General features: G+C 36.9%; 25 protein-coding genes and 1 pseudogene. 1 reads left to right on the top strand and 25 read right to left on the bottom strand.

Translation table 11 applies throughout. From position 1 onward, the window contains the following. From rplM to CVT15_RS01400, 3 genes are all read right to left on the bottom strand, one after another. On the bottom strand, window positions 1–429 hold the full coding sequence (gene rplM, locus CVT15_RS01410; protein ID WP_002939292.1) for a 50S ribosomal protein L13: 429 nt from the start codon (window positions 427–429) through the stop codon (window positions 1–3). Window positions 430–509: 80 nt separating this feature from the next. Next, entirely contained in the window at window positions 510–3329 is a 2820-nt protein-coding gene (locus CVT15_RS01405; protein ID WP_103577064.1) for a RecB-like helicase, read from the bottom strand. Continuing rightward, window positions 3326–5671: a PD-(D/E)XK nuclease family protein gene (locus tag CVT15_RS01400; RefSeq protein ID WP_107898097.1), complete on the bottom strand. Its 2346-nt coding sequence runs from the start codon at window positions 5669–5671 to the stop codon at window positions 3326–3328. Before CVT15_RS01400 ends, CVT15_RS01405 begins: the two co-directional genes overlap by 4 nt. 151 nt (window positions 5672–5822) lie before the next feature. On the opposite strand from CVT15_RS01400, the gene CVT15_RS01395 reads away from it, so the two are divergent. Then, window positions 5823–6410 carry a flavin reductase gene (locus tag CVT15_RS01395; RefSeq protein WP_103629025.1) on the top strand — a complete coding sequence of 196 codons (588 nt, stop codon included), beginning with the start codon at window positions 5823–5825 and terminating at the stop codon, window positions 6408–6410. A 123-nt stretch (window positions 6411–6533) separates the two neighbouring features. Here CVT15_RS01395 and CVT15_RS01390 read toward each other — a convergent pair whose 3' ends face one another. The 22 genes and pseudogenes from CVT15_RS01390 to lpxA all read right to left on the bottom strand — a co-directional run bounded on the left by CVT15_RS01390 (window position 6534) and on the right by lpxA (window position 24671). After that, entirely contained in the window at window positions 6534–7004 is a 471-nt protein-coding gene (locus tag CVT15_RS01390) for a FixH family protein (RefSeq protein ID WP_103576749.1), read from the bottom strand. Continuing rightward, window positions 6997–7566 carry a hypothetical protein gene (locus CVT15_RS01385; protein WP_103576748.1) on the bottom strand — a complete coding sequence of 190 codons (570 nt, stop codon included), beginning with the start codon at window positions 7564–7566 and terminating at the stop codon, window positions 6997–6999. Before CVT15_RS01385 ends, CVT15_RS01390 begins: the two co-directional genes overlap by 8 nt. A gap of 106 nt (window positions 7567–7672) precedes the next feature. Next, window positions 7673–7885, bottom strand: coding sequence for a DUF4006 family protein (locus tag CVT15_RS01380; RefSeq protein WP_021090794.1), 213 nt, complete (start codon window positions 7883–7885; stop codon window positions 7673–7675). Next, complete coding sequence (locus tag CVT15_RS01375) at window positions 7885–8748, bottom strand: cbb3-type cytochrome c oxidase N-terminal domain-containing protein (RefSeq protein ID WP_103576747.1); 864 nt, start codon at window positions 8746–8748, stop codon at window positions 7885–7887. Before CVT15_RS01375 ends, CVT15_RS01380 begins: the two co-directional genes overlap by 1 nt. Continuing rightward, a complete protein-coding gene (locus CVT15_RS01370) occupies window positions 8736–8948 on the bottom strand; it encodes a cytochrome c oxidase, cbb3-type, CcoQ subunit (protein WP_081004420.1) in 213 nt (70 codons plus the stop codon). Before CVT15_RS01370 ends, CVT15_RS01375 begins: the two co-directional genes overlap by 13 nt. A 6-nt stretch (window positions 8949–8954) precedes the next feature. Further along, a complete protein-coding gene (gene ccoO, locus CVT15_RS01365) occupies window positions 8955–9620 on the bottom strand; it encodes a cytochrome-c oxidase, cbb3-type subunit II (RefSeq protein ID WP_084041629.1) in 666 nt (221 codons plus the stop codon). Further along, window positions 9620–11107, bottom strand: a complete 1488-nt coding sequence (ccoN, locus tag CVT15_RS01360) for a cytochrome-c oxidase, cbb3-type subunit I (protein WP_103576746.1) — start codon at window positions 11105–11107, stop codon at window positions 9620–9622. The genes ccoO and ccoN overlap by 1 nt, the downstream gene beginning before the upstream one ends. 92 nt (window positions 11108–11199) lie before the next feature. Further along, the gene (locus CVT15_RS01355; protein ID WP_084041627.1) at window positions 11200–11883 is read right to left on the bottom strand and encodes a response regulator transcription factor; all 684 of its coding nucleotides are present in this window, start codon (window positions 11881–11883) and stop codon (window positions 11200–11202) included. 81 nt (window positions 11884–11964) lie between these two features. Further along, window positions 11965–12630, bottom strand: a complete 666-nt coding sequence (locus tag CVT15_RS01350) for a sulfite exporter TauE/SafE family protein (protein ID WP_230853958.1) — start codon at window positions 12628–12630, stop codon at window positions 11965–11967. Between the two features lies 1 nt (window position 12631). Continuing rightward, complete coding sequence (gene carA, locus CVT15_RS01345) at window positions 12632–13750, bottom strand: glutamine-hydrolyzing carbamoyl-phosphate synthase small subunit (RefSeq protein WP_103576745.1); 1119 nt, start codon at window positions 13748–13750, stop codon at window positions 12632–12634. After that, complete coding sequence (locus tag CVT15_RS01340) at window positions 13750–14301, bottom strand: DUF507 family protein (protein ID WP_103576744.1); 552 nt, start codon at window positions 14299–14301, stop codon at window positions 13750–13752. The genes carA and CVT15_RS01340 overlap by 1 nt, the downstream gene beginning before the upstream one ends. A 49-nt stretch (window positions 14302–14350) precedes the next feature. Next, on the bottom strand, window positions 14351–14791 hold the full coding sequence (locus CVT15_RS01335; protein WP_021090558.1) for a hypothetical protein: 441 nt from the start codon (window positions 14789–14791) through the stop codon (window positions 14351–14353). Window positions 14792–14955: 164 nt separating this feature from the next. Then, a pseudogene (locus CVT15_RS10140) lies at window positions 14956–15090 on the bottom strand (hypothetical protein); the annotation flags it as partial. Then, complete coding sequence (locus CVT15_RS01330) at window positions 15080–15883, bottom strand: DNA-methyltransferase (RefSeq protein WP_230853957.1); 804 nt, start codon at window positions 15881–15883, stop codon at window positions 15080–15082. The pseudogene CVT15_RS10140 and the gene CVT15_RS01330, both read right to left, overlap by 11 nt. Then, window positions 15876–16694 carry a type II restriction endonuclease gene (locus tag CVT15_RS01325; protein WP_107898098.1) on the bottom strand — a complete coding sequence of 273 codons (819 nt, stop codon included), beginning with the start codon at window positions 16692–16694 and terminating at the stop codon, window positions 15876–15878. The genes CVT15_RS01330 and CVT15_RS01325 overlap by 8 nt, the downstream gene beginning before the upstream one ends. Beyond that, a complete protein-coding gene (locus CVT15_RS01320) occupies window positions 16687–16887 on the bottom strand; it encodes a DpnD/PcfM family protein (protein ID WP_103576874.1) in 201 nt (66 codons plus the stop codon). The genes CVT15_RS01325 and CVT15_RS01320 overlap by 8 nt, the downstream gene beginning before the upstream one ends. A 13-nt stretch (window positions 16888–16900) precedes the next feature. After that, complete coding sequence (locus tag CVT15_RS01315; RefSeq protein WP_103576871.1) at window positions 16901–17602, bottom strand: hypothetical protein; 702 nt, start codon at window positions 17600–17602, stop codon at window positions 16901–16903. Further along, entirely contained in the window at window positions 17599–20859 is a 3261-nt protein-coding gene (gene carB / locus CVT15_RS01310; RefSeq protein ID WP_103576870.1) for a carbamoyl-phosphate synthase large subunit, read from the bottom strand. Before carB ends, CVT15_RS01315 begins: the two co-directional genes overlap by 4 nt. Further along, complete coding sequence (mreC, locus tag CVT15_RS01305; RefSeq protein WP_103576869.1) at window positions 20859–21614, bottom strand: rod shape-determining protein MreC; 756 nt, start codon at window positions 21612–21614, stop codon at window positions 20859–20861. The genes carB and mreC overlap by 1 nt, the downstream gene beginning before the upstream one ends. After that, window positions 21604–22641, bottom strand: coding sequence for a rod shape-determining protein (locus CVT15_RS01300; protein ID WP_021090637.1), 1038 nt, complete (start codon window positions 22639–22641; stop codon window positions 21604–21606). Before CVT15_RS01300 ends, mreC begins: the two co-directional genes overlap by 11 nt. Window positions 22642–22650: 9 nt before the next feature. Beyond that, the gene (clpX, locus tag CVT15_RS01295; RefSeq protein ID WP_021090629.1) at window positions 22651–23883 is read right to left on the bottom strand and encodes an ATP-dependent Clp protease ATP-binding subunit ClpX; all 1233 of its coding nucleotides are present in this window, start codon (window positions 23881–23883) and stop codon (window positions 22651–22653) included. After that, complete coding sequence (gene lpxA, locus CVT15_RS01290) at window positions 23883–24671, bottom strand: acyl-ACP--UDP-N-acetylglucosamine O-acyltransferase (RefSeq protein WP_103576868.1); 789 nt, start codon at window positions 24669–24671, stop codon at window positions 23883–23885. Before lpxA ends, clpX begins: the two co-directional genes overlap by 1 nt. Window positions 24672–24686 lie beyond the last annotated feature (15 nt).

Genomic DNA, 24686 nt, shown 5'->3' with positions numbered 1-24686 from the left:
TTATTTTCCTTCTTTTTTAGCTATTTGTGCCGTATGAGGATGCTCACTGCCAGCATAAACTTTTAGTTTTTTTATCATCTCTCTTCCAAGTTTAGTTTTTGGAAGCATTCCACGAACAGCTAATTTAAATAGTTTTTCTGGCTTATTTGCTATCAAATCGCCAAATTTTTCACTCTTTACACTACCAAAGTATCCTGAGTGTCTGTGATAAAGTTTATCTTCAGCTTTGTTATTACCAGTAAATTCTACTTTTGAAGCATTTATGATGATAACATAGTCGCCACAATCTACGTTTGGCGTGAAGCATGGTTTGTTTTTGCCACGAAGTATAGTTGCTACCTCAGTTAGCAATCTACCAAAACGTTTACCAGCTGCATCAACAACGATCCAGTCTCGCTTAACTTCGTTTGGCTTTGTTATTTTTGTCATTTTCTTACCTTTGCCAAGTTAATTTTTGAGTTGTGATTGTATTTAAACAATGCTTTTATAAAGCTTAAATTAAGTAGCATTTAAACTTCAATATATGAAATTTTTCCATCAAGAGCGTAGAAGATGACGGCGATTATACTATGCTTTGGATAAAATTTACTTAATGCCTCTTTGTATTCTCCAACTTGTTTTTTATTTTCCTCAATATTTTTATCTGTCGTTTTATAGTCAATCACACGAATTTCGCTCTCTCCAATACAAAATAAGTCCATCTGTTTTAGTTCATTTTTTACTTTAAATGGCTGCTCTTTGTAAATTTCTTTATCTTTTATGCACTCTATAAATTTTGGCTCATTTATTAGCATTTTTGCCCGTTTAAAGGCATCTTCAAGCCTATCAGGTGAGAGAAATTTGTAAAATTTATTTAGCATTAAACTCTTGGCTTTTAAAAGCGAATTTTCATCAAATTTCTCACTCATCTCAAGCAAATAGTGAAACGCTAAGCCAAAATAAATTGCCTCTAAATTTTTACCGCTCGTTTTTTGCTCTCTTGCCTCTACATCTTGCCTTTCTATCTTTAAAATTTCAGGCATTTTTTCATCTTTTATAGCCTCTTTTTGCTCGCTCTTGCTAGGTAAAATTTTACCAAAGCTAAACTCTTTTAGATCAAGATAGTCGTTTACTTCGCTTTTATCACTTCTAGTATAAAAAGAAAAAAAGCTAGGACTATTTCCACTTGGAGCGGCTTGTTTAATGATAATAAGCGACTTTGTAGCCCTAGTGAAAGCGACGTAAATTTTATTGATATTTTCTTGCTTCTCAAGCTCTTTTATTTGCTCTAACACACCAGCATACTCAGGGTCAAAATTTTCTCTGCCAGAAATTCGGCTTTTTACTATCCACTCGCCTTTTTCGCTATATTCGGTTATAAAGCTTGAGTCATCGCTCCTGCCCTTACTCATCATATCGCAAACTATCACGTGAGCAAACTCGAGCCCTTTTGACTTATGAACAGTCATTATCTTTACGCCATCAGCATTTTTAGGACTGATTTTAGAACTAAAATTTTCAAGATTAAAGATAAAATCGCTTAAATTTTTATAGCCACTGCTTAACTCAAAAAGCCTTAAAATATCAACATCAGCCATATTTATATATAAATTTTTAGCTAGATAAAATAGGCTTTTTGTTGCACTATCTTCGGCTTTTATTTTTAATTTTTTAGGATTTGTATTTACAAGTGCTTTTACATTTTTTTCATAAATTTCTTCACCAAAAAGACAAAATTTCGCATACTCAATGATCGCTGCAACAAACGGCGTTCGCTTTAGCTCCAAGGTGCCTTCATTTATGCTTTTTATCCCCTCACTGCTAAGCACTTCTGAGATGAGGCTAATGTCACTATTTTTCCAGCAAAGCACAGTTATCTCGCTTGCATTTACGCCAGCAGCAAGTAGCTCTTTTACTTGTGAAACGACTGCACCCGCGATATCTTCGTAACTTAGCACACGCAAGTAGCCGTAGTCATCTTCATTGACCTCAAAATAAGGACACTCGCCATTTACTTTGTAGCTTAGTTCCTTATCTTTTTTAGCTGGTTTTTGTGGCTCAAAACTAAGCCCATATCTATGATAAATTTCTTCAAAAACAGCGTTATTAAATTTCACTAGAGCCTTTAAACTGCGGTAGTTACTAGGTAAATTTTCCACAAAAATTTGCTCAAATTTCTCTCCAAGCTTATCAAAAAGCTCTTTTTTACCGCCCCTAAATTTATAGATACTCTGCTTCGTATCTCCAACGTAAAAAAAGCTTCCAAGCCCGTTTTGTCCGTATCCCGAAACAATTTCATTGATAATTGGCAAGATGATCTCATATTGGATCACATTTGTATCTTGAAACTCATCTATCAAAAGGTGATTTATGCGGCCATCAAGCCTGAAATAAAGCACATCTTTATCAAAATTTTCAACCAAAAGCTTAAAGACCAGCTTATTTATATCAGCAAAACTTAAAGCGTTTATCTCTTTATTTAGCTCTAAATTTGAGTATTTATAAACGTTTAAGAGCTTGCTAAAGCCGCTAAGTCTGTATCTTTCAACCTCCAAAATATACTCTTTTGCCGCCTCTTTTAGCTCGTTAAAGAGCCTATCAAGCTCACTTGTATAAATTTTGCTAAAAGTGCGGTAATCCAGGCTCTCTCTTTCAAAGACCTTATTTTTAAAAAGCTCAAACAAATTTTGCTCTTTAAATGTCTTTTTGGCCGTATCGCTAGCACCATTTTGCAAGGCTATATACTCATTTATCTCCTTTTGCGCTGCTCTTACCTTGCTATCATCTGGATAGCTTGCACCACTATCCTTTAGCTCACCACCAAAGCTCTCATAAAATTTAGCCAAAGTCTGCGAAAAGCTCGCCTCTTTTTGACTTGAGATTATCATCATGAGTGCAAGCTCACTAAGAAGCTTTTGATCTTTACTTGCCTCTTTTACAAATTTTTTCCACGCCAGATCTTGCAGACTATCTTGCACGCTGTAATCAGGACTAAGCCCTAAATTTTGACTAAATTTCTTTAGGATTCCAGAGAAAAATGCATCAAATGTATAAATTTTTAACTCACTTTGCAAAAACCTATAAAGCTTCTCATCGCGTCTTTTTATGACCTCATCTTGGCTCAAACTAAGCTCTTTGCAAAGCTTATCAAGCTCGTCTTTTTTGTTTTGCAAGTCCAAAAAAGTTGCGATTATGCGCTCTTTCATCTCATTGGCCGCTTTTTTGGTAAAGGTTAGAGCGATGATCTCGTTTATATTTTCGCCTCTAAGTACCAAAGCGATATAACGAACGCTTAAAGCGAATGTTTTCCCGCTTCCAGCGCTTGCTTTTAGGGCTAAAAAATCTTTCATAACTCTCTCCTACAAAGTATGGCATACTCGCAAAATTTACAAGCTCCGCTTTTTCTTTCAAAATTTATCTTAGTGTTATTTATGCTCTTTAGATTTTCTATCTCGACCTTTAGATCATCTACGCTTTTTTTTGAGCTAATAAGCACAGGTTCATTCTTTAGAGCAAAATAAGCACTTTTTACCTCGCTACCATAAAGCGCTTCATAAAATGCAAGCTGAAGTGAGTTCGCATTTGCATCACCAGTTTTATAATCAAGTATAAAAGGTTCACCATCAGGGCTAGCATCGATCCTATCGATAATGCCTTTTATCTTTGCATCACAAAAACTGCTCTCTATGTCTTTTTCGCACTCAAGCACTCTAAAGCCAGCACTTAAACGTTCATTTTCAAACTCTGCGTATTCTTTAAATTTCTGCGACCAAATCTCAAGCTCAAGCGAAGAAAAATCTTGCTTTGCAAGTATTTCTTTAAAAATAGCCAAATCAAATATATTTTTTTGTCTATAAAAATCACTCGTGTAGTATTCATAAAGCGCCTTATGCACGCTATTTCCTTGCTTAGATCCTGGCTCAGTTGCTACGCCTTTTGCAGGCCTTATGCCAGCTATCTTTGCATAATAATACTTTCTTGGGCAAGTTAGAAATAAATTTAGCGTCGAAAATGATAGCGGTTTAGTGAAAAAATCATGCTCCAAGATGATCTCGTCATCGCTTAAATTTAGGCTTGTACTTCCTTTTAAAAATAATTTTAAATACGCCTCATCACTAAATTTCTCGTCTTTTATTGTTTTGAAATTTTTTAGAAATCTTGAAGGAATACCCTCTTCGTTTAAAACACAGCTTATGGCGACCTTTTTGGCATTGTTTATAAGACTTTCATAGTAAAATCTCTGCAAATTTTCACGCTCAAGGTAGCTTATAAGTCCTGCTTTTTGCCTCACTTTCGAGTTTAAAAACATCTCATTTGTACTTCTTGCTGGGATGAAGTTATCATTAAAATCAACTATGATCACACCATCAAATTTCATTCCACGGCTCTCTAGCATGCCCATGACGCTGATCTTTCCGCCACCCACATCATCGATGCTAAGACGCGAGATATTTAGCAAAAAAATTTCACTTAACTGCTTTAAGCTAAAGCTAAAATACCTACATAAATTCTCGATCCTAAAAAGCTCAAGTGCGAGCTTCTCTTCGCATCTTGGCTCATTTTCAAGCACCAAAAGCTCATCTATTAGCTCTTTAAATTTAGCAAAGTCGCAAAGATCAAAATAGCTTGATTTAAATTTATTAAAAAGCTCTTCATTTACGCCAAGCGTGCTCAAGATAAAGCCAAGCTCCTCGTAGCTCTCACACTTGCTTTGATCAAAAACCGGCCTTACCTCTTCGTTTATCGCTCTTGTAATGTAAAAAAGTGCCTCATAAAATCTTGTATTTTTAAAGCTCTCGCCCATAGCGTAGTTAAAAATTTTATCTCTATCATGAAACCTTAAAATTTCACTAAAACTCTCATCTGGCAATATAACAGCGATGTTTTCAGGCTTTATGCCCTCACGCACAAACTCGCTCGCCTTTGCCATAGCATAGGCACATTGCAGGCTTCTAGTGGCAAATCGCTTCTCTAAGACTGGCTCAAATTTTTTGATATTTTCTAAGCAAATTAGCTCATTTGTCTTTAAATTTAACTCATATTTTTTGTAACTTTCAATCTCGCTAATAGCTGAAATTTGCTTTATTTTATTGATTAGCTTTGCATTGAAAACACTGGTTTGAAAGATAATTTTTAGCGTAGTTAGCTTTGAGATTTTCTCTAAAATTTCCCACTCAAATTCACTTAAAATTCCATCTATATGCAGTGAAATTTCACTAAAGCTTTTGATGTAAGCTTCATTTATGTTATAAATTTTTGGCAAGGTTATATCATCGTAGAGATTTTCTCTATCAAGTAAGCTCTCATACTCTTTTAAAACCGCTTCAAGTATGTTTAAATGCTCCTCAAAATTAGCGTAAATATCGTTAAATTTGATCTCAGAGATACTCTTTTTACTAATAGCTAGCTCTTTAAAAAATGAAAAAAGATAGTCATTATTTTTCAAAAATTCAAAAAACTCAGTTGGGATTTTAAGCACCGAGTTTGCCTTTTTGACACTGGCACAGGCTCTATTCATAAGCACTAAAGCATAGGTGCTATCAATCTCAAATCTACCATCTACATAAACTATCTTTTTATAAAACTCGGCAATACTTAGGCTTTTTGGGATTAGCTCATCATTAAAACTTGCATTAAATTCACGAATCTTACGCGAGTTCGTAAAGACAAAAAGTTGGTTTAGGTTATGCATTTTTCTCTCTTAAATTTTTAAGCAATGATAGCTAAATGCTGATAAAAGAGCGCTTTTTACGCTTAGCCAAAGCTTTAAATTTTCATCTAAATACATTAAAATTTTAAGCCTTAAAGAGCCAAAAGCTACAATCACAAAAAAAGGAGCAAAAATGCATAAAGAGTTAAACAGACAAGGTTTTTACTACGGCTTTCCGGTTTTGCTAGCCACTACAAAAGATAAAAATGCAAACGATGATATCACGGTGCTTTCATCTTCTTGGACGTTAGGAAATACAGTAGTGCTTGGCATAGGCATTGAAAATCAAGGCTTTAAAAATATTAAAAACGGTTCAGATATCACGCTAAATTTATGTGATGAAAGCCTGCTAGAAGCTGTGCAAAAAATGGAAAAACTAACTGGTGATAGTGACGTGCCAGAAGAAAAAAAGAATCTTGGCTACACCTACGAGCACGATAAATTTAAGGTAGCAAATCTCAGCAAAGAACCTGGCATAAATGCAAAAACCGTCAGGATAAAAGAGTGTAAGATACAGATAGAAACGGTTGTAGAAAAGATAGAGTTAAAAGAGTGGTTTAGCATAGTTACTTGCAAGATTACAGGCATTTTTGTAGATGAAAATTTACTAAAAGATAAAAAGATAGATACGCAAAAATGGCATCCATTAATCTATAAATTTAAAGAATATGTCGGTACTTGTGAGCGTTTGGGATTAAATTTTGGATTTAAAGAGATTTGATTTATAGTTTTATTTGATAAAAACTTAGTATTTTGGTTTTAGATTTAGCTAAAAAGATTAGTTTATTAAAATTTAAACTCGGCTTTGAAATCTTTTCCAGATGCCAAAGCTGCGATTTTAAGATCATTTTGTGACATTAAGATCAAATTTATAATACCTTGTATCATTAGTGTCACTTAGCCTTAAAAGTAGCTGCCATCTACCTTCTCTTAGACTTGTTTCTTCACTTACTAGATCATTTTCTTGCCATGAAGCTCTTAAAATTTTATTTTCTTTATTTGTCTGTGGGCGAGTAAGTAAAATTTCATATTTTAAAGCTGAAATTTCTCCTTTTTGGGGAGTTAGATGAAATTTAAACTTAGCATTTAGGGCATTAAAATTTGGCTCAAATTTTAGATCAAATTTCTCATCAAAGCGTTTTTCACTCTCTTTGATAAAGGTTATATTTTCATCGACATTTTGGTAGCTTTGCATATAAGAGCTATCCATCTCGACTGGATATTTCAGTGCTATGATGATCGTTACTGCGCAAGCGATAATGATAGCAATGAAGCTAAGCACGATAGCATAAGGCCAAAAGGTTTTTTTATCCATTTTTTACCTTTTTATAAAAGATAACAACTATAAAAAATGCAACCAAGCCATAGATGAAAAATCTTAAAAAATTTAACGTAGTTTTGTTTGAATTTCCAACACTACTTTCAAGCTGTAAATTTAAGCTAGATGCGATTTGCTCGGCAATATCAGCGTAGCCATTTAATATAGCGGCATTATAGATATCTTTGCCATTTTTAGAAACTAAAATAGGAATTATCGTTCCTGATTCTGGATTTACACTTAAAATTTGTTCTTTATTAAAAAGCTTTGAAGTATTAGAATCGGCAAAAATTTCTACTTTCTTTTTATCCTTTATAAGCAGTAAAAAAGCATAAGGTGAGCTAAGGTTTTGCTCTTTAAAAAGAGCTTCTAGCTCACCATCTTTATATACGCCAACTACTAAATTTATACCGCTTTTTGCGTAAAGCTCACTGCCGATCTCATTTAGCTTTACACTTACTTTTTGGCTTAAAATTTCATCATTATTTATCACAAAATTTGCTCCCAAAGCCAAACTTTGTGAGAGCAAAAATATAAAAATGAGTATAAATTTTCTCACACCTAGCCTACAAAAAGGTGGTTTGATGTAAGCACTGACCACGCACAAATAGCTCCTGCAACAACTATCAGCAAGATTATGGCTTTTTCTATTATGCCTAGCATCACTACTCCTTTATAATGACGTGTTTAGCGTTGTCAACGCTCTTCATCTCAATGCTACTTGCATCTTTTAATGAGTAAGGTTTGGTTGCTACATCTTTTTGCAAGCCAATACCAATATAAGTAAGTACGCCAAGGATAGATAGCAAAAGCAAAACTGCCACCAAATAACCGCTAATGCCATTTAAAGCAAAGATATTTCTATTTTTATTTTCCATTATTCGCCCTTTGATAGCGATATGACATATTCGCCAACTGCTTTTTGTTGTATCTCGTTTAATCTGCCATCATTAAATTTAGGCATAACACCGATGTTGCCGTTTTTACCACGATTTAGTACATCTACGATGAACTCACTTGAACCATATTTACTAAGATCAGCCGACATACCATCCATGCCTTTGCCATCATCTCCGTGACAAGCAGCACAAGCTACGTAAAGCTCTTTTCCCATAGCTACTAAATTTTCATTTTTTGTACTTTTTATAGCACTTATCTCTTTTGCAACATAAGCTGCAATGGCCTTTGCTCCATCAGCATCAGCTAGACCTGCTGGCATCTCGCCCATAGGATAATCAAGTCCCTTTGAGCCATTTAGTATCGTATCAACTATTCCTTGTTCGCTACCCCAAATTTGTAAATTTGCAGCTTTGCCACCAATGCCATCGCCTGTGATGCCATGACATGCTGAGCATTGCACCAAAAATACGCTCTCTCCCATAGCATGAAGCGTTTCTTTGCTTGGGTTTGCATACTCTTTTTCAAATTTAGCGTTTGCTTCTTTTACTTCTTTATTATATTCACCGATTTGTGAGTAAGAATTTAGTGGATAACCAAGTAAATAATACCAAATAGCCCAAACAAGAGTTAGTAAAAAAACTATCGCCCAACCAAATGGAACTGGGTTTTTATACTCGCCTATCCCATCCCAGTTGTGCTCGCTAAGCTCTACGCTTTCATCTTTTTTAACTTTCATTTGACCAACATACTTGCCAGCTACAACGACAGTTAGTACGATAATTAAGATGGCACCTATTAACGCAAGTAAATTTATATTATCTTCTAAATTTAGCCATTGCATACGCTCTCCTTTGTAGCCTTTTGCTCTAAAATTTTACTTCCGATCTCATCATCTAGGGCTAATTTCGAATATTTCTCATAATTTCTTCTACCTTGCTTTTCACTTTTGTAAAGATGAAAAAAATAAGCATACAAAGTGATAGCTAAGAATGCTGTCAAAATAAAATAGCCATAAGCTTGAAGTTCTCTAATATCCATTATTAACTCCTATTTTAGGCTATTTAGATAGGCGATAAGTGCCACGATCTGGCGAATTTCACCCTTTGCAAAGGCACTTTTTACTTGCTCATCTTTCATACTTTCAACGATACTTGCAGCCTGCTCTTTCACGTTGGCATTTGCTTGCTCAAAAGTACCAAGAGCTGGCATATCTTTCTCATCATAAGGCGTGTTAAAGACCTTTTTAACAGTTAGTGCTTCAGCGTAAGCGGTCTCTATGTCAGCATTTTTCTTAAATAAAAATGGATATGCTGGCATGATCGAACCTGGCACAACAGAGGCTGGGTTTAACATATGATTTTCATGCCAATCTGTCGTTCTATAATTACCCACACGCATAAGATCTGGGCCCGTTCTTTTTGAACCCCAAAGATGCGGACGATCATAAGCAAATTCGCCACTTAGCGAATACATGCCATATCTATCAGTCTCAGCTTTAAACGGACGTATCATCTGTGAGTGGCAGGTGTTGCAACCATTTTGTATATATATATTTTTTCCAGCAAGCTCTAAAACTGTATAAGGTTTTGTACCCTCGAGTGGTCTAGCTCTATTTGCGAAATCAGGTAAAATTTCTACCACGCCAGCATAAGCTATGACGATAAAGACGCAAACTGCAAAAAAGAATGGATTTTTTTCTAACCAAGCAAACATCACATCACCTCCGCATTGGCTTTAGCACCGCCCATAGGCGTTGCACTTTTTGGCTCTGCCAAAATAGCTTTAGCAGAAGTTGATTTATAAATATTGTAAGCAAACATCAAAAAGCCAATCAAATACAAAAGCCCACCAATAGCTCTAATATAATAATAAGGTATAAGCACTACAACAGTATCAATAAATGAGTAGAGTAAATTTCCATAACTATCAGTCGCTCTCCACATCATACCTTGCGTAATACCAGCAATCCACATAGAAGCAAAGTATAAAACGATACCTGTTGTTTGTATCCAAAATTGAGCTTCCATTAAGGATTTTGAATAAATTTCACGCTTAAAGACACGTGGCGTCATATGATAAAGTGCTGCCATAGTCATAAAACCAACCCAGCCAAGTGCGCCATCATGTACGTGTCCTGGCACCCAGTCAGTATAGTGAGCTAGTGCATTTACAGATTTGATAGCTAAGATAGGGCCTTCAAGAGTTGAAAACATATAAAAAGTTGAAGCTAGAATCATAAATTTAATAAGCGGGCTCTCGCGAAGTTGTGTCCATTCGCCTTTCATTGTAAGAAGCATATTAATAGCTGAACCCCAAGAAGGTAAAATCAAAACAATAGAAAAAACCGAACCCATAGTCTGCATCCAATCAGGCACAGCAGTATATATTAGGTGGTGACCGCCAGCCCAAAGATAGATAAACATAAGGCCCCAGAATGAAAATAACGAAAGCTTATAAGAAAATATTGGCTGTCCGCTCTCTTTTGGTAAGAAATAATAAATTTGGGCAATGATCGCTACTGTAAATACAAATGCAACTGCGTTGTGACCGTACCACCACTGAACCAAAGCATCATTAGAGCCAGCATACATCGAAACTGAGTGTAGCCATGAGCCATATCCACTAACTAGCCTTGTTGGAATTTCCATGTTATTAAATAGATAAAGCATGGCAACGCCAAGAAATGTAGCAATGTAATACCAAACTGAGATGTAAAGTGTTTTCTCGCGGCGTATACCAATAAGTCCAAATATACTAACGCCCCAAAGCACCCAGACTACTACTACTGCAATATCTATTGGCCACTCGAGCTCGGCATACTCCTTAGATGTACTCTCGCCCATAAAAAGCGTCACAACAGCTAGAATCATAACAAATATATAAAGCCAAAAATGAAGCTTACCAATGAACATCAAAAATGGCGACTCACTCATTGAAACTTTTAAAACACGCTGTCCGATATAGTACCAAGTAGAAAAAATACCTGAAAGCATAAAACCAAATATAATGCCATTGGTATGAAGAGGACGCAACCTTCCAAAGGCCGAATACTCACCAGCTATATAGTTTAGATCAGGACAGGCAAGCTGAAAAGCCACCAAAACACCAATAGCCATGCCAACAATACCAAAAAATATTGTGGAAAACATAAAGAGTTTTGCCACACTATAATCATAATGTAGCAACTGGGATGGTCGCATAAATTTTCCTCCTAGTTAAATTTATATTAATTTTCGGTTATTTTAGAGTAGAAAAACTATAAAAAGACTTAATTAATATAAATTATCTTTTACTAAGAGAGTCTTCTATCTATTTTGTAACCAAGTCCAGGAACATTTTTTATAAAATTACTACCGACTTTATCTCTAACACGTTTAACAAAGGTCCTAATAGCAGCCTCTGTCACGCTCTCACCAACCCAAACAACATTTTTTATTTCATCGTGAAGCACAAGCGTACCAAGTCTTTTTATGAGTAAAGATATAAAAGCAAGTTCTTTTTTTGTAAGAGAAATTTCAACACCATCTCTGATAAGCACACGTTTTATTTTATTAAAACTATATCCATTTGTAACCTGAATAATATTTGCTGTTTCTATCTTATTTTTAGCGACATTTTCTAACGTAACTAAAAAATCATCAAGATCAATCGGCTTTAAAACGTATTTATCAATACCAACATCTATCGCTTTTAGAAGTGTTTCTTTTTCACTATTTGTACTAAAAACTATAATAGGTGTATCTTTTGAAATTTCTTTAATGCATTTAGCCATATCAAGGCCATTCATTATAGGCATAAAAACGTCTGTTATAACCATATTTGGATTATATTTTTTAAATTTCTTAAGTCCTTCATCGCCATTTTGAGCAGTGATAACTTTTTCGAATTTATCTCGCATAACTTCTTGTACTATTTTTTTACCATCTCCCTCATTCTCAACGATAAGAACAGTTAGATTATTAAGAATCTTGCTCATTTATTCTTCCTTTTTGGTTATATTTATCAAACATCATAAATTTTGACGTAATTAACAATTATCTCTCTTACTTTAACTATCTTAAGCATTTGCTCTATATCCTAAAAATGATAGATAAATTCCATTTATTATCATTATGCTAGCTGAGATCTTAAACATTATGTCTTTAAATTTTTCATTTAAAATTCCAAATACAAAGCTAGCTAAAAGCATAGCTGGCAATGTACAAAGACCAAATACAAGCATTATAAAAACCGAATCAATAAAATTTGCACTTAAAATCCCAAGTGCCAAAAAATAATAAACCACACCACAAGGCAAAAAGCCATTTAAAAAACCAAGTAATAAAAAATTTGTTAAATTTTTCTTTTGAATCCTTGTTTTTGCAATTCTTGCTACAAAATTAAGCGCCTTTTGATTCTCTACAAATTTTAAAAGTTCACCCCTAAAAAGTAAGGCAATGCCGATAAACGCGATCATTAAGCCAACTATGAAAAATATCACGCCTCTTGCTTGCATGTTAAAGCTAATAACAGCTCCAAAGGTGCCAAGTAAAGCTCCTAAAACTACATAAGCAAAAATTCTAGCTAGACTATAAAGCGTACTTAGCATTAAAATTTCTATTTTATTCTTACCTTTAAAAAATAGAGTCTGTAAACTCAAAAATCCGCTGCACATACCTACACAATGACTAAAGCTACTTAAAAATGCAACTGAGATAATCATGTAAAGGTTTATGTTTTGCATCTTATAAAATTTCTAAAAACTGCTTAAATATATATTTACTCTCGCTTGGACCACCACTTGCTTCTGGGTGGTGCTGAACTGAAAAGATCGGATATTCTTTGTATCTCACACCTTCGATCGTGTTGTCAAATAAATTTCTATGCGTCACAACTGCTACTTCTGCGATACTTTCAGGTACGTTGTAGTTGTGATTTTGTGTTGTTATCTCGATCGCCTTTGTCTCTAAATTTAGCACTGGGTGATTTGCTCCATGCTGACCAAATTTAAGCTTATATGTCTCGTATCCAAAGGCGTTTGATAGTAGCTGATGTCCAAGACAAATGCCAAATATAGGTATCCTAGCCTCAATCATCTTTTTGATCTCGCCTATTTCGGCCTTTAAATTTTTTGGCTCACCAGGACCATTTGATAAGAATACCCCATTTATCTCGCCATTTTTAAATTTTTCTATCAAAATTTCAGCCTTAGTGTCGTGTGGCACGACAATGACTTCAAGACCAGTTTCACATAGCTCATTTAAGATATTTCTCTTTACACCAAAGTCAAAAACAGCTATCTTTTTACCAATACTTTTTAACGGCTTATATGACTTTAAATTTCTATCCCATGCACCTCTTTTGTGCTCATATTCATCCATCGCACTAACTGTTTTTACGTAGTTTATATTTTCGATGCGCCCGCTACTTTCAAGCCTGCGTTTTAGCTCATCTTTGTCGCTTATCTGCGTTGAGATATAGGCCATAAGCGCACCCTCGTCACGTAGCATCTTTGTGAGGTATCTAGTATCAACGTCATAAACGCCAAATTTACCTTGCTCTTCGAAAAATTTTCCCAAAGATTTTTGCGAGCGGTAGTTTGACGGGGTCTCGTTGTAGCTTCTCATTATAACGCCACTTGCATGAATTCTAAGGCTCTCCATATCATCTTCATTTATACCTACTATGCCTATTTCTGGCATAGTAAAGACGATAAACTGACCAGCATAGCTTGGATCGCTCATGATCTCTTCATAGCCAGTCATTGAGGTATTAAAAACGAGCTCACCTGCACACTCGCCGTGAGTACCAAAAGCTTTTGCTTCTAAAAAAACACCATTTTCAATATAAATGTAAGCTTTCATTAAAGCATGCCTCTTTTTTTAAGCTCATCTTGATACAAACGCTCAAAAACAAGATCATATTCATCAGTTCCTGGGATTAGCTTATGTTTATAATTTTGTATCATTTCATAAACATCATCTTCTATCTTCTCATAGCTTTTTAAGTACTCGTCTATTGAGTTATAAATCACATTTTTTACGCGATTTTCAGATACATTATAATCAACAAGACCGCTCTTCCAAATAGTTTCAAGCACTTTGTGAGCGATATTGCTAAATCTATCTTCGTGGGTTAAGATTACATCAAATTCGCCTGCGAGCTTCTTTTTAACGAGCCAAAACATATTTTTGCGGTCAATTTGCATAGTTTGCATCTCGTCTTCATTTTTCTCCAAAAGCTCATTTACTCGCTCATCTAAAGCTCTTTCTTTTTGAACATCGACTGTTAAAATTTCACTTGTTTTTGCTACGATTGGCTCAATGCCTTTATTTAGTCTTACGAAACCACAATTTAGAAGATCTATTGCTATTTTATGTGAAATATACGGAACGTGTGGGAGTTTTAAACGCATTTTAAACCTTTAAATTTTTATGCCATTTTAACTAAATAAAGGTAAAACTTTACTTTGAAATTTTAACGACTTTATTATTATCGCTTCTTAAAAAATAAATTTCTCTTCGTCCTTCATAAAGTATCTTTCCATCAGTCTTTTGCTCATTTTCTAAATTTGATGAAATATCTAAAGATAGCGATTTGCTCATAAAATAATTTTCTCCTAAAGTGCGTCCAAAGTCAGGATACCAACTAAAAGCACAAACTATTAGCAAAACTAAATAAAAGGCTCTAAAAATTTTTCTAAAAGGTGCGTAAAAAAAGCAATACCCAAATATAAAAAATACGGGCAAAAGCCATAAGAAAGGCACGTTATCAACAAAAATAACATTAAAATACTCGCTTATACCATAGTAAGAAAAGTAGTTGTTGTAAATTCCAACAAATAACGTAAAAATAGGAGCAAGGACAAATATAATACCCGTAAAAAAAGCATTTAAAATTTTCATAATCTCTCCTTTTGAGTGAGATTATATTAAACATAAGCTTTAATATTACTAGATTAATGAAAGCTAGACTAAAATTCAAAGCAAAATGCCATATATGGACATCTATTGCTTCTAATAATACTTTAAAAAATAGTTTAGCTATAAGCTAAACTGCCTTAAATTTATTACTTTTTAGATAAATACTCTTGCAAGCTTTTTACCTCAAGTGCTTTGCCAGTTTGAACTGCACTTAGCGACTTAGCAGCAGCAAGTGCTGCACGGATCGTTGTAAAGTAAGGTATCTTGAATCTAACCAAATTTTAAGCTGTCTAGCAACTTTATATCACTAAATTTATCTCTAAATTTTATAGAATTTGCTTCTAGCTCAGCCTTTCGCTTAAGTGCTATATCCATAAATCCCTGCTCTTTTTCGATACCAACAAAATCTCTACCTAACAAATTTGCAGCTATGCCAGTTGTTGCAGAGCCTGCAAATGGATCACAAATGACACTATTTTCATTACTTGCCATCAAAATAAGCCTTATCAAAAGCGAAAGTGGTTTTTGTGTAGGGTGCTTACCGCATGCTTTCTCCCAAGGAGAAATCGCAGCAAAACTCCACACATCTTTCATCTGTTTATCTCCATTTATTCGCTTCATAAGCTCATAGTTAAAGATGTGTTTATGTCTCTCATCTTTTCTAGCCCAAATGATCTGCTCAGTACTATGCGTTAGATACCTACAGCTAAAATTTGGCGGAGGATTAGTCTTTTGCCATGTAATGATGTTTAAAATTTTATAATCAAGCTTTTGAAGCGCTCTACCTATAGAAAAGATGTTGTGATATGTCCCACTTATCATCACGCTGCCGTTATTACTAAGTGCGTTTTTAGCGAGTTTGAGCCATTCTAGGTTAAACTCATCAATTTCATCGATATTTGTGCCCTCATCCCACTTGCCTTTATTTACGCTAACTATCTGCCCGTTTTGGATGCTAAGTCCGCCATTTGAAAGAAAATATGGTGGATCCGCAAAGATAAGATCAAACTCTCCCTTAAATTTAGCTAGTTCGCTAAAGCAGTCGCCATTTATGAGCCTGAAATCGTTATGCATTTTTAAGCTCATTTATAAAAAGGTGCAAATTTGCAAGGTTATAAATCCTCACACACTTATAGGCCTCTTGTAGCTTATTTCTAGCATCGTGCCAACCCCAGCCATCAGTGATCCAGATAAATTTATACTCTGGCAAATAGGAGATCCTTTTGGCTATTTCGATGTAAGCTCTTGCTACTTCGTTTAATTTTGAGCCACCGGCACTATAAAAATTTGCTTCGATTAGATAAGTGATATTTTCTATGCGAGTCGCAAAATCAAATATCTTCACATCACTACCTAAATTTAATGAAAAATTTGAGCTTGATACTTCAGCTTGAAAGCAGATATTTTCAGAATGAAACCTTTCTGAAATTAAATTCGCAAAATTTGCTCCACTGCGGTTTTTTCTAGCGTTTGTATCAAGTCCAACTTCCACGCCAAATACATAATCACATAAATTTTTAATTTTTCTATCCTTGAAAACTTCATCAAGCCCAGTCTCTAAAAGAAAGCTGTAAATTTTCTCTGGCTCATCAAAATAACTCTTTAGCTCAAGTAAATTACCGCTTGAGCTCACAACTTTTCTACCACTTTCTCGAACGGCAATTAGTAAATTTAGTACCTCAAAGCAGCTTCGATATTCTCTAAAAAGTGTGAAAATATCTGTTTTCAAATCTTTTGAACCAAGCAAAGAATTTAAAGCATTAAGTTTGATAGCGACCTTCGCAAGGTTCTTAGAACATTTTTCAAAATCACAAAAGTAGCCAAGTGTAGCATTTGTCTCTTTTAAACTTGCCATAAATTCATCAAAAGGAGTTATATTATTCATTTTTTACCTTGATCTTTTGGCTTACTTGTGGACAAGATTTAAATTTCACCTCAGTAAAATCATCAGCTCCAAGCACGATCTCACTCTTTTCATAAGCCTTTTTGGCGATCTTACATGCCTCATGCTGATCTTTTGCTTTAAACTTTATTTTTTTACTTAAAATTTCAGTTATCTCAACTTCAAATTCACTCATTAAATCCCCATTTTTATAGATGCTTGCTCGCTCTCTCTCTTTCAAGCTGCCTTGATATATCTTCATAACTAGCAAATTTTACCTTTTGGGCTATCTGCTCGTAGATGCTAGCTCTTAAAACGCTTTCATACTCTCTTTGCCTCTTTTTGTATGCGACTATAAACATCCTAGCATTAGAGTCTTGAAGCTCAAAAAATTTGTTTAGTGAGTTTTTAAAGTCTGTGCTATGTTCAACTTCATAAAATGAGTTTGGTAAATTTCTTTCATTAAACCATATTGCATCTATTGTTTTTGCTCTTTTAACGATATCTTCATAACTAAATTTATATATCTCACTCAAGCTCGCAAGTTCGCAAAGTTTCTTATCTGATTTATAAATTTTGTTCTTATCTTGAGCTGGGATGAATGTTTGAAAATGTCTTAAATTTCCTATCTCAACGATAACGCCTTGAAAATAAGAATGTGTAAATTTCTCATTTTGCTCACTCTTACTATCACCTGTTTTGGCTAAATTTTTATCTCTAAACTCACAAAGTCCCCAAAGTCCGGCTCTGATCTTATAAAATTCTTTATTAGTCTGCACTATCCGTCTTATACTAGCAAATGGAGTTTTGCTACCCCAAGTGCTAACATCAGTTTTATGATAAAGATCAAAAAGCGTTGCCATCCCACCAAGGCTAGCCAACGCTTCTACTACGCGCTCTTTTTGATTCATTTCTCGCTTAGATACTCTTGTAGACTTTTTACCTCAAGTGCTTTACCAGTTTGAACTGTGCTTAGCGACTTAGCAGCTGCGAGTGCTGCGCGGATCGTTGTAAAATATGGAATTTTAAATCTAAGTACATTTTGGCGGATCTTTTTGCCATCATCCACACTTGATTTTGTATCGCTTGTATTGATGACAAGTGCGATATCGCCGTTTTTGAGCCTATCTTCGACGTTTGGTCTGCCCTCACTTATCTTATAGACAAACTCAGCCTCAACGCCAGCTTCGCTTAAAATTTTATGCGTACCGCCAGTTGCGATGATACTAAAACCAAGTGCTATTAGCTCTTTTGCAAGATCAGGCGCGTAAGATTTATCAGCGTCAGCTAGCGTTAAAAATACCCTGCCCTTGCTTGGCAAAGTGTTGCTAGCAGCGATCTGGCTCTTTGCAAATGAGCTTGCAAAATCGTGGCTTATGCCCATTACCTCGCCAGTGCTTTTCATCTCAGGGCCAAGGATGAGATCGGCGCCACTTAGCTTGTTAAATGGCAACACACACTCTTTTACACAAATATGCGAACTTACGCGAGGTTTTAAGATGTCGCCCTCTTCATAAACAACTCTGTAATCATCATAAAATTTAAGCGCCTCACGTAAATTTCCCTGCCACATAACTCTTGTCGCCACCTTTGCCATAGGCACGCCAGTAGCCTTGCTCACAAATGGCACAGTCCTGCTCGCGCGAGGATTTACCTCGATCATGTAAAGCTCGTTTTCATAGATGGCAAACTGGATATTCATAAGGCCGACAACACCTAAATTTAGCGCGATATCTCTAGTTTGCTTCTCCACTTTTTTTATCATTTCTGCGCTTAAACTCATCGGTGGCAGTATGCAAGCTGAGTCACCAGAGTGAATTCCAGCCTCCTCGATATGCTCCATTATCGCGCCAATATAGACCTCTTTGCCATCACATATCGCGTCTACGTCGAGCTCTTTTGCATCTTGTAAAAATTTATCAAGTAGTACTGGTGAGTGATTACTAACTTTGACCGCTTCGCTCATATACTCTTTTAGCTCGCTCTCGTTATGCACCCTTCTCATCGCCCTGCCACCAAGGACGTAGCTTGGGCGAACTAGCACTGGATAGCCGATAGTAGCAGCTTTTTGCAAAGCTTCTTCTAGGCTAGTGGCGGTGTCATTTTTAGGCTGAAGAACGCCTATTTTATTTATAAATTCGCTAAATTTCTTTCTATCCTCGGCCACATCGATCACTCTCGCAGTTGTTCCGATGATCTTAGCGCCGATCACGCTTAGGCGTTTTGCAAATTTAAGCGGAGTTTGGCCGCCGAAATGCACGATCACGCCGTCTGGCTTTTCACGCTCGATGACTGATCTAACATGCTCAAAATCAATCGGCTCAAAGTACAAAATATCGCTCGTGTCGTAGTCGGTTGAGACAGTTTCTGGGTTGCAGTTGTACATTATCGTTTTTATGCCAAGGTCTCTTAGAGCATAGCTTGCATGCACGCAGCAGTAGTCAAACTCTATACCCTGGCCGATCCTATTTGGACCGCCGCCTATTATCATTACCTTTTTAGCGTCTTTTGCTAGCTCTTTTTTAGGAAATTTAGTGATATTTGTGGTTGAGTAAAGATACGGCGTTAGCGCCTTAAACTCGCCCGCACAAGTATCAACCTCGTTGTATTCAAGCTCGATGCCAAGCTTTTGCCTAGCAAAATAGATATCATTTTGGCTAAGCTCAAGATCGTCTTTTTCATTTATAAGCACAGCTATCATCTTGTCTGAAAAGCCCATACTTTTGGCCTCTCGCAGCAGCTCTTCGTTATTTAAGATATCCATGTCGATCTTATCTTCAAATTTAACTATCTCATAAATTTGCTCTAAAAACCATGGATCGATCTTACTAAACTCATGCACCTCAGCCACGCTAAAGCCATCTCTAAAGGCTTGTGCTAGATATAAAATTCTCCTCTCATTTGCATTTCTGATGCCATAAATGAAAGCGTTTTTCTCTAGGCTAAGGCTATTAAATCCGCAAAGATCACGCTCTAGGCTGCAAAGAGCCTTTTGGATACTCTCTTTAAATGTCCTGCCTATCGCCATGACCTCGCCGACTGACTTCATCGCAGTGCCTAGATATGGGTTTGATCCTGGGAATTTCTCAAATGTAAAACGCGGGATCTTTGTCACGATGTAGTCGATCACCGGCTCAAAGCTAGCAGGCGTGCCTGTGATGTCGTTTTTGATCTCATCTAGGCTAAAACCAACTGCAAGTAGTGTCGCGACCTTTGCGATCGGATAGCCAGTAGCTTTACTAGCAAGTGCAGAGCTTCGGCTAACGCGTGGGTTCATCTCGATAACGATCATACGGCCTGTTTTTGGGTCTATGGCAAACTGCACGTTGCTGCCGCCCGTATCAACGCCGATCTCACGAAGTATGGCAAAGCTAGCGTCACGCATAGCCTGATACTCTTTATCTGTGAGTGTTAGTGCTGGTGCGACCGTGATACTATCGCCTGTATGCACGCCCATTGGGTCAAAATTTTCAATAGAGCAGACGATGATGCAGTTATCATTTCTATCTCTAATAACCTCCATCTCGTACTCTTTCCAGCCAAGCAAACTCTCTTCTATCAAAATTTCATGTATCGGGCTTGCGTCAAGGCCGGTGTTGGCTAGCTCTTTAAACTCATCCATATTATAAGCCACGCCACTTCCTGCACCACCAAGCGTATAGCTAGCTCTTATGATGAGCGGAAAGCCTATCTCGTTTGCCGCATTTAGCGCGTCGTCCATGTTGTAGGCATATCTACTCTCAGGTAAGTCCATGCCGATCTTTTGCATAGTCGCTTTAAAAATTTGCCTATCTTCGCCCTTTTTTATCGCTTCTGGGTTTGCACCAAGAAATTTTACGTCCTTTAAAAGTCCGCTCTCAAAGACCTCCATCGCAGCATTTAGCGCTACTTGACCACCCATCGTTGGCAAGATGGCATCAATGCTTTCTTTTTCGATGATCTTTAAAATGCTATCTTTTGTGATCGGCTCAATATACGTTGCATCAGCAAAATTTGGGTCAGTCATGATGGTGGCTGGGTTTGAGTTGATAAGCACTACGCGGTATCCAAGCTCTTTTAGCGTCTTGGCTGCTTGCGTGCCTGAGTAGTCAAATTCGCAGGCTTGACCGATGACGATAGGGCCTGAGCCGATTAGCAAAATGGTATTTATATCTGTTCTTTTTGGCATCATTTTTCCTTTGTTACAACGTATAGATAGTTTGGTATGTTTAGCTTCGCATAGGGCTCAACTATCACGCTTTGATAGGAGCTCTCTTTTAAAATTTTACTCACACGCCCTACTGGCACCCCACTAAAAAATATCCCGTCAAGCCCGCTCGTAAAGACCTCGTCGCCCTCTTTTGGGCTGAGCCATTGTGGGATAAATTTCACCATTATTTGGCCTTGATTTCCATGCGCGACGCCTGGAATTTTGTCATTTCCTATATAAACTGCAAATATACTTTTTGGGTCATTTTGCAAGTAAGCTAGTGGCTTGCCATCTTTTGCGATGACGATACCAGCGCTATTTCCTTGATAGATGAGCCCGTAAATTTTATTTGGATCGTATCCTTCAAACTCGCTTATCCAAATTTTATTATAATCCCCAATATGCACGTAGCTAAGCCCTTTTACTAGCTTTATGGCTGGGGCGTAGGCAGTTGAGTTTTTATCTTTTAAAATTTGATTTAGCTCGTTCGCAAAAGTAGAAAGAAGCGTGGCTGAGCGCTCTAGCTCTTCATTTTGCGCTCTTAGTTTTTCTATCTCGCTAGCCTGCCTAAAATATTCGTTTATATAGTCTTTCACGCTTTTAGCAAAATTGTCGTATGAATTTGTAGCATAGTTACTAAACCCAATAGAAAGATTACTTAAAATTTCTCCCTTGAAAACTGAGGCCATAGCAAGCAATGCTATAAAAACAAAAAGAACAATCTTACTCTTCATTTGTCAGCTGTTGTAAAAGCCCAATCTCTTCAAGTGCCTTGCCCGTTCCTCTAGCAACCGCGAGAAGTGGCTCATCTGCTACAAAAACTGGAAGTTTAACGATATCAGATAAAAATTTATCAAGTCCTCTAATAAGCGCTCCACCACCAGTTAGTACGATACCAGTCTCCACGATATCGCCCGCAAGATCAGGCGGCATCATCTCAAGCACGGTTTTAAGCGCATCTGCGATCTCTTTTAGTGGTTCTCTCATCGCCTCTCTTACATCTTCGCTTGTTAGCTCGACTCTACTCAAAAGGCCACTCACTTGGTCGCGACCTTTTACCACTACGCTTAGCTCTTTTTCAAGCTGCACAGCAGAACCTACGGCAATCTTTATCTCCTCGCCAGTTCGCTCGCCTATTAGTAGGTTATATTTCTCTTTTATGTAATTAACAATGCTAATATCAATCTTATCGCCAGCTGTGCGGATTGATTTTGAGATGACTAGACCACCAAGCGAGACAACACCTATCTCAGTCGTACCACCACCGATATCAACTACTAGGTTACCTTGTGGCTCACGAACTGGTAAATTTGCACCAATCGCTGCTGCCATAGGCTCTTCGATCAAAAATACCTCTCTTGCACCAGCACTTAAGGCACTCTCTCTAACGGCCTTTCTTTCGACCTGAGTAAGTCCATAAGGAACTGAGATGATGATCCTTGGGCGTAAAAAGCTTTTTCTTTTATGAGTCTTTTCTATAAAATAGCGTATCATGCGCTCAGTCATATCAAAATCAGCAATAACACCATCTCTCATCGGCCTTATCGCCTCAATATCGCCTGGAGTTTTTCCTACCATCTCTTTTGCAGCATGTCCGACCGCTAAAATTTTTTGTTTGCCATATTTCTCACGCCTTACCGCAACAACAGAAGGCTCATTTATTATTATGCCTTTATCCTTTACCAAAACAAGTGTATTTGCCGTACCGAGATCTATGCCCATATCACTTGAGAAAAAACCTATAACCTGATCTAAAAACATCTATTTCCTTTACGCTATTTTCTTATCGTGCTTTATTAAAATTGGCTTTGCCTTATCTTTTACAGTCTCTTTTGAGATAACAATATCATATTCTTTTAGCTCTGGCAACTCATACATTATGTCTGTCATAAGCTCTTCCATTATACTTCTAAGCCCTCTGGCTCCAGTCTTTCGCTCAATAGCTAGACTTGCTATCTCTTCAAGCGCTTCATCATCAAATTTAAGCGTAGCGCCGTCAATCGCACAAAGCTTTTGGTATTGTTTTAATATCGCATTTTTTGGCTCGGTTAAAATTTTTACCATATCTTCTTTTGTTATCTCGTTCAAAGTAGCTACTACGTGAAGTCTGCCAATAAGCTCTGGAATGAGGCCATATCTTACAAGATCGTCTGGCTCAAGTAGGCTTAGTAAATTTTCTTTTTCATTTTTGCCACGTTTTTCTTGGTTAAATCCAAGTACGTTTTTACCAACTCTTCTCTCGATGATATCAAGAAGTCCATCAAATGCGCCGCCACAAACAAATAAAATATTTGTCGTATCTATCTGGATGAAGTCTTGGTTTGGATGTTTTCTGCCACCTTTTGGTGGGATATTTACAACACTTCCTTCGATGATCTTTAAAAGTGCTTGCTGTACGCCTTCACCTGAAACATCCCTTGTAATGCTTCTATTTTCACTCATTCTAGCGATCTTATCGATCTCATCTACAAAAACAATGCCCTGCTCCGCCTTTTTCACGTCACCATTTGCGGCTTGCAAGAGCCTTGTTAGGATATTTTCAACATCCTCACCGACATATCCAGCCTCAGTTAGGCTTGTTGCATCGCAAATCGCGATAGGCACATCAAGAAATCTCGCTAAAGTCTGAGCCATCAACGTCTTACCACTTCCAGTTGGGCCAACAAGTAAGATATTTGATTTTGAAATTTCAGTATCGTCTTTGATGTCGCTTTGTTTAAAAATTCTCTTATAGTGGTTATATACGCCGACGCTAAAGACCTTTTTAGCCCTGTCTTGACCGATCACATAGTTATCAAGTACCGCTTTTAGCTCCTTTGGTGTGAGCTTTTGATACTCTATCGTTTCGTCATTTTTACTCTCTTCTACGCTAGTATCTCCATGTATCATATCGTATGCAGCAGCGATACAGTACTCGCATATATAGGCGTTTCCTTCGATATCAGCGAGTAATCTTCTCTCAGCAGACTCAGCCTCGCCACAAAAATTACACTTTCTAGCCATTAATCTCTTCCTTTTGCAAGTGGAATTCCTCTTGTCGTTTCTAATATAAATTTACACATTTTTTTAACATTTTCGTCGCTGGTTTTTGCGATCAGCTCGTTTGCTTGATCTTTTAGGCTGATGCCTTGATTAAACAAAAATTTATAAGCGCGAACAAGCTCTTCAACCTGCTCTTTGTCAAATCTACGCCTAATGCCAACTAAATTTAAGCTTCTTATATAGGCTCTGTTGCCCTCAGCTAGGCAAAATGGCACTACATCTTGGCTGAGCGCACTAGCCCCTGCGACCATGCAGCTCTCACCCACTCTAACAAACTGGTGAATAGGTGTAAGGCCGCCTACAACAGCGTAGTCGCCAAGCTCGACGTGGCCTGCTAGAGTTGCGTTATTTGCCAAAATGACGTTACTGCCTATTATGCAGTCGTGTGCAATGTGAGAATACGCCATGATAAAAGCATTATCGCCGATCCTTGTTATGCCATCACCCTTGTGTGTACCAGAATTTATCGTGCAAAACTCACGTATAGTTGCGTGCTCACCGATAATGACACCAGTATCGACCTCATCTTTATAACTAATATCTTGTGGGATGTCACCTACTATCGCGTAGCTAAATACACGAGAGTTATCGCCAATCTTGGTCTTGCCAAGCACTCTTGCGCCTTGCTTTATCGTGACATTGTTGCCAAGGACTGCATCTTTGCTAACAAATGCATAGGCCTCGATGTTTGCGTCATCTCCGATTATCGCTCCATCTTCTATTACAGCTGTTTGGTGGATGTTTTTCATTGTTTCTCTTTTTCT

The sequence above is a fragment of the Campylobacter concisus genome, from assembly GCF_003048595.2.
Classification (GTDB): Bacteria; Campylobacterota; Campylobacteria; order Campylobacterales; family Campylobacteraceae; genus Campylobacter_A; species Campylobacter_A concisus_L.
This window is presented reverse-complemented; position numbering and strand designations above follow the sequence as displayed.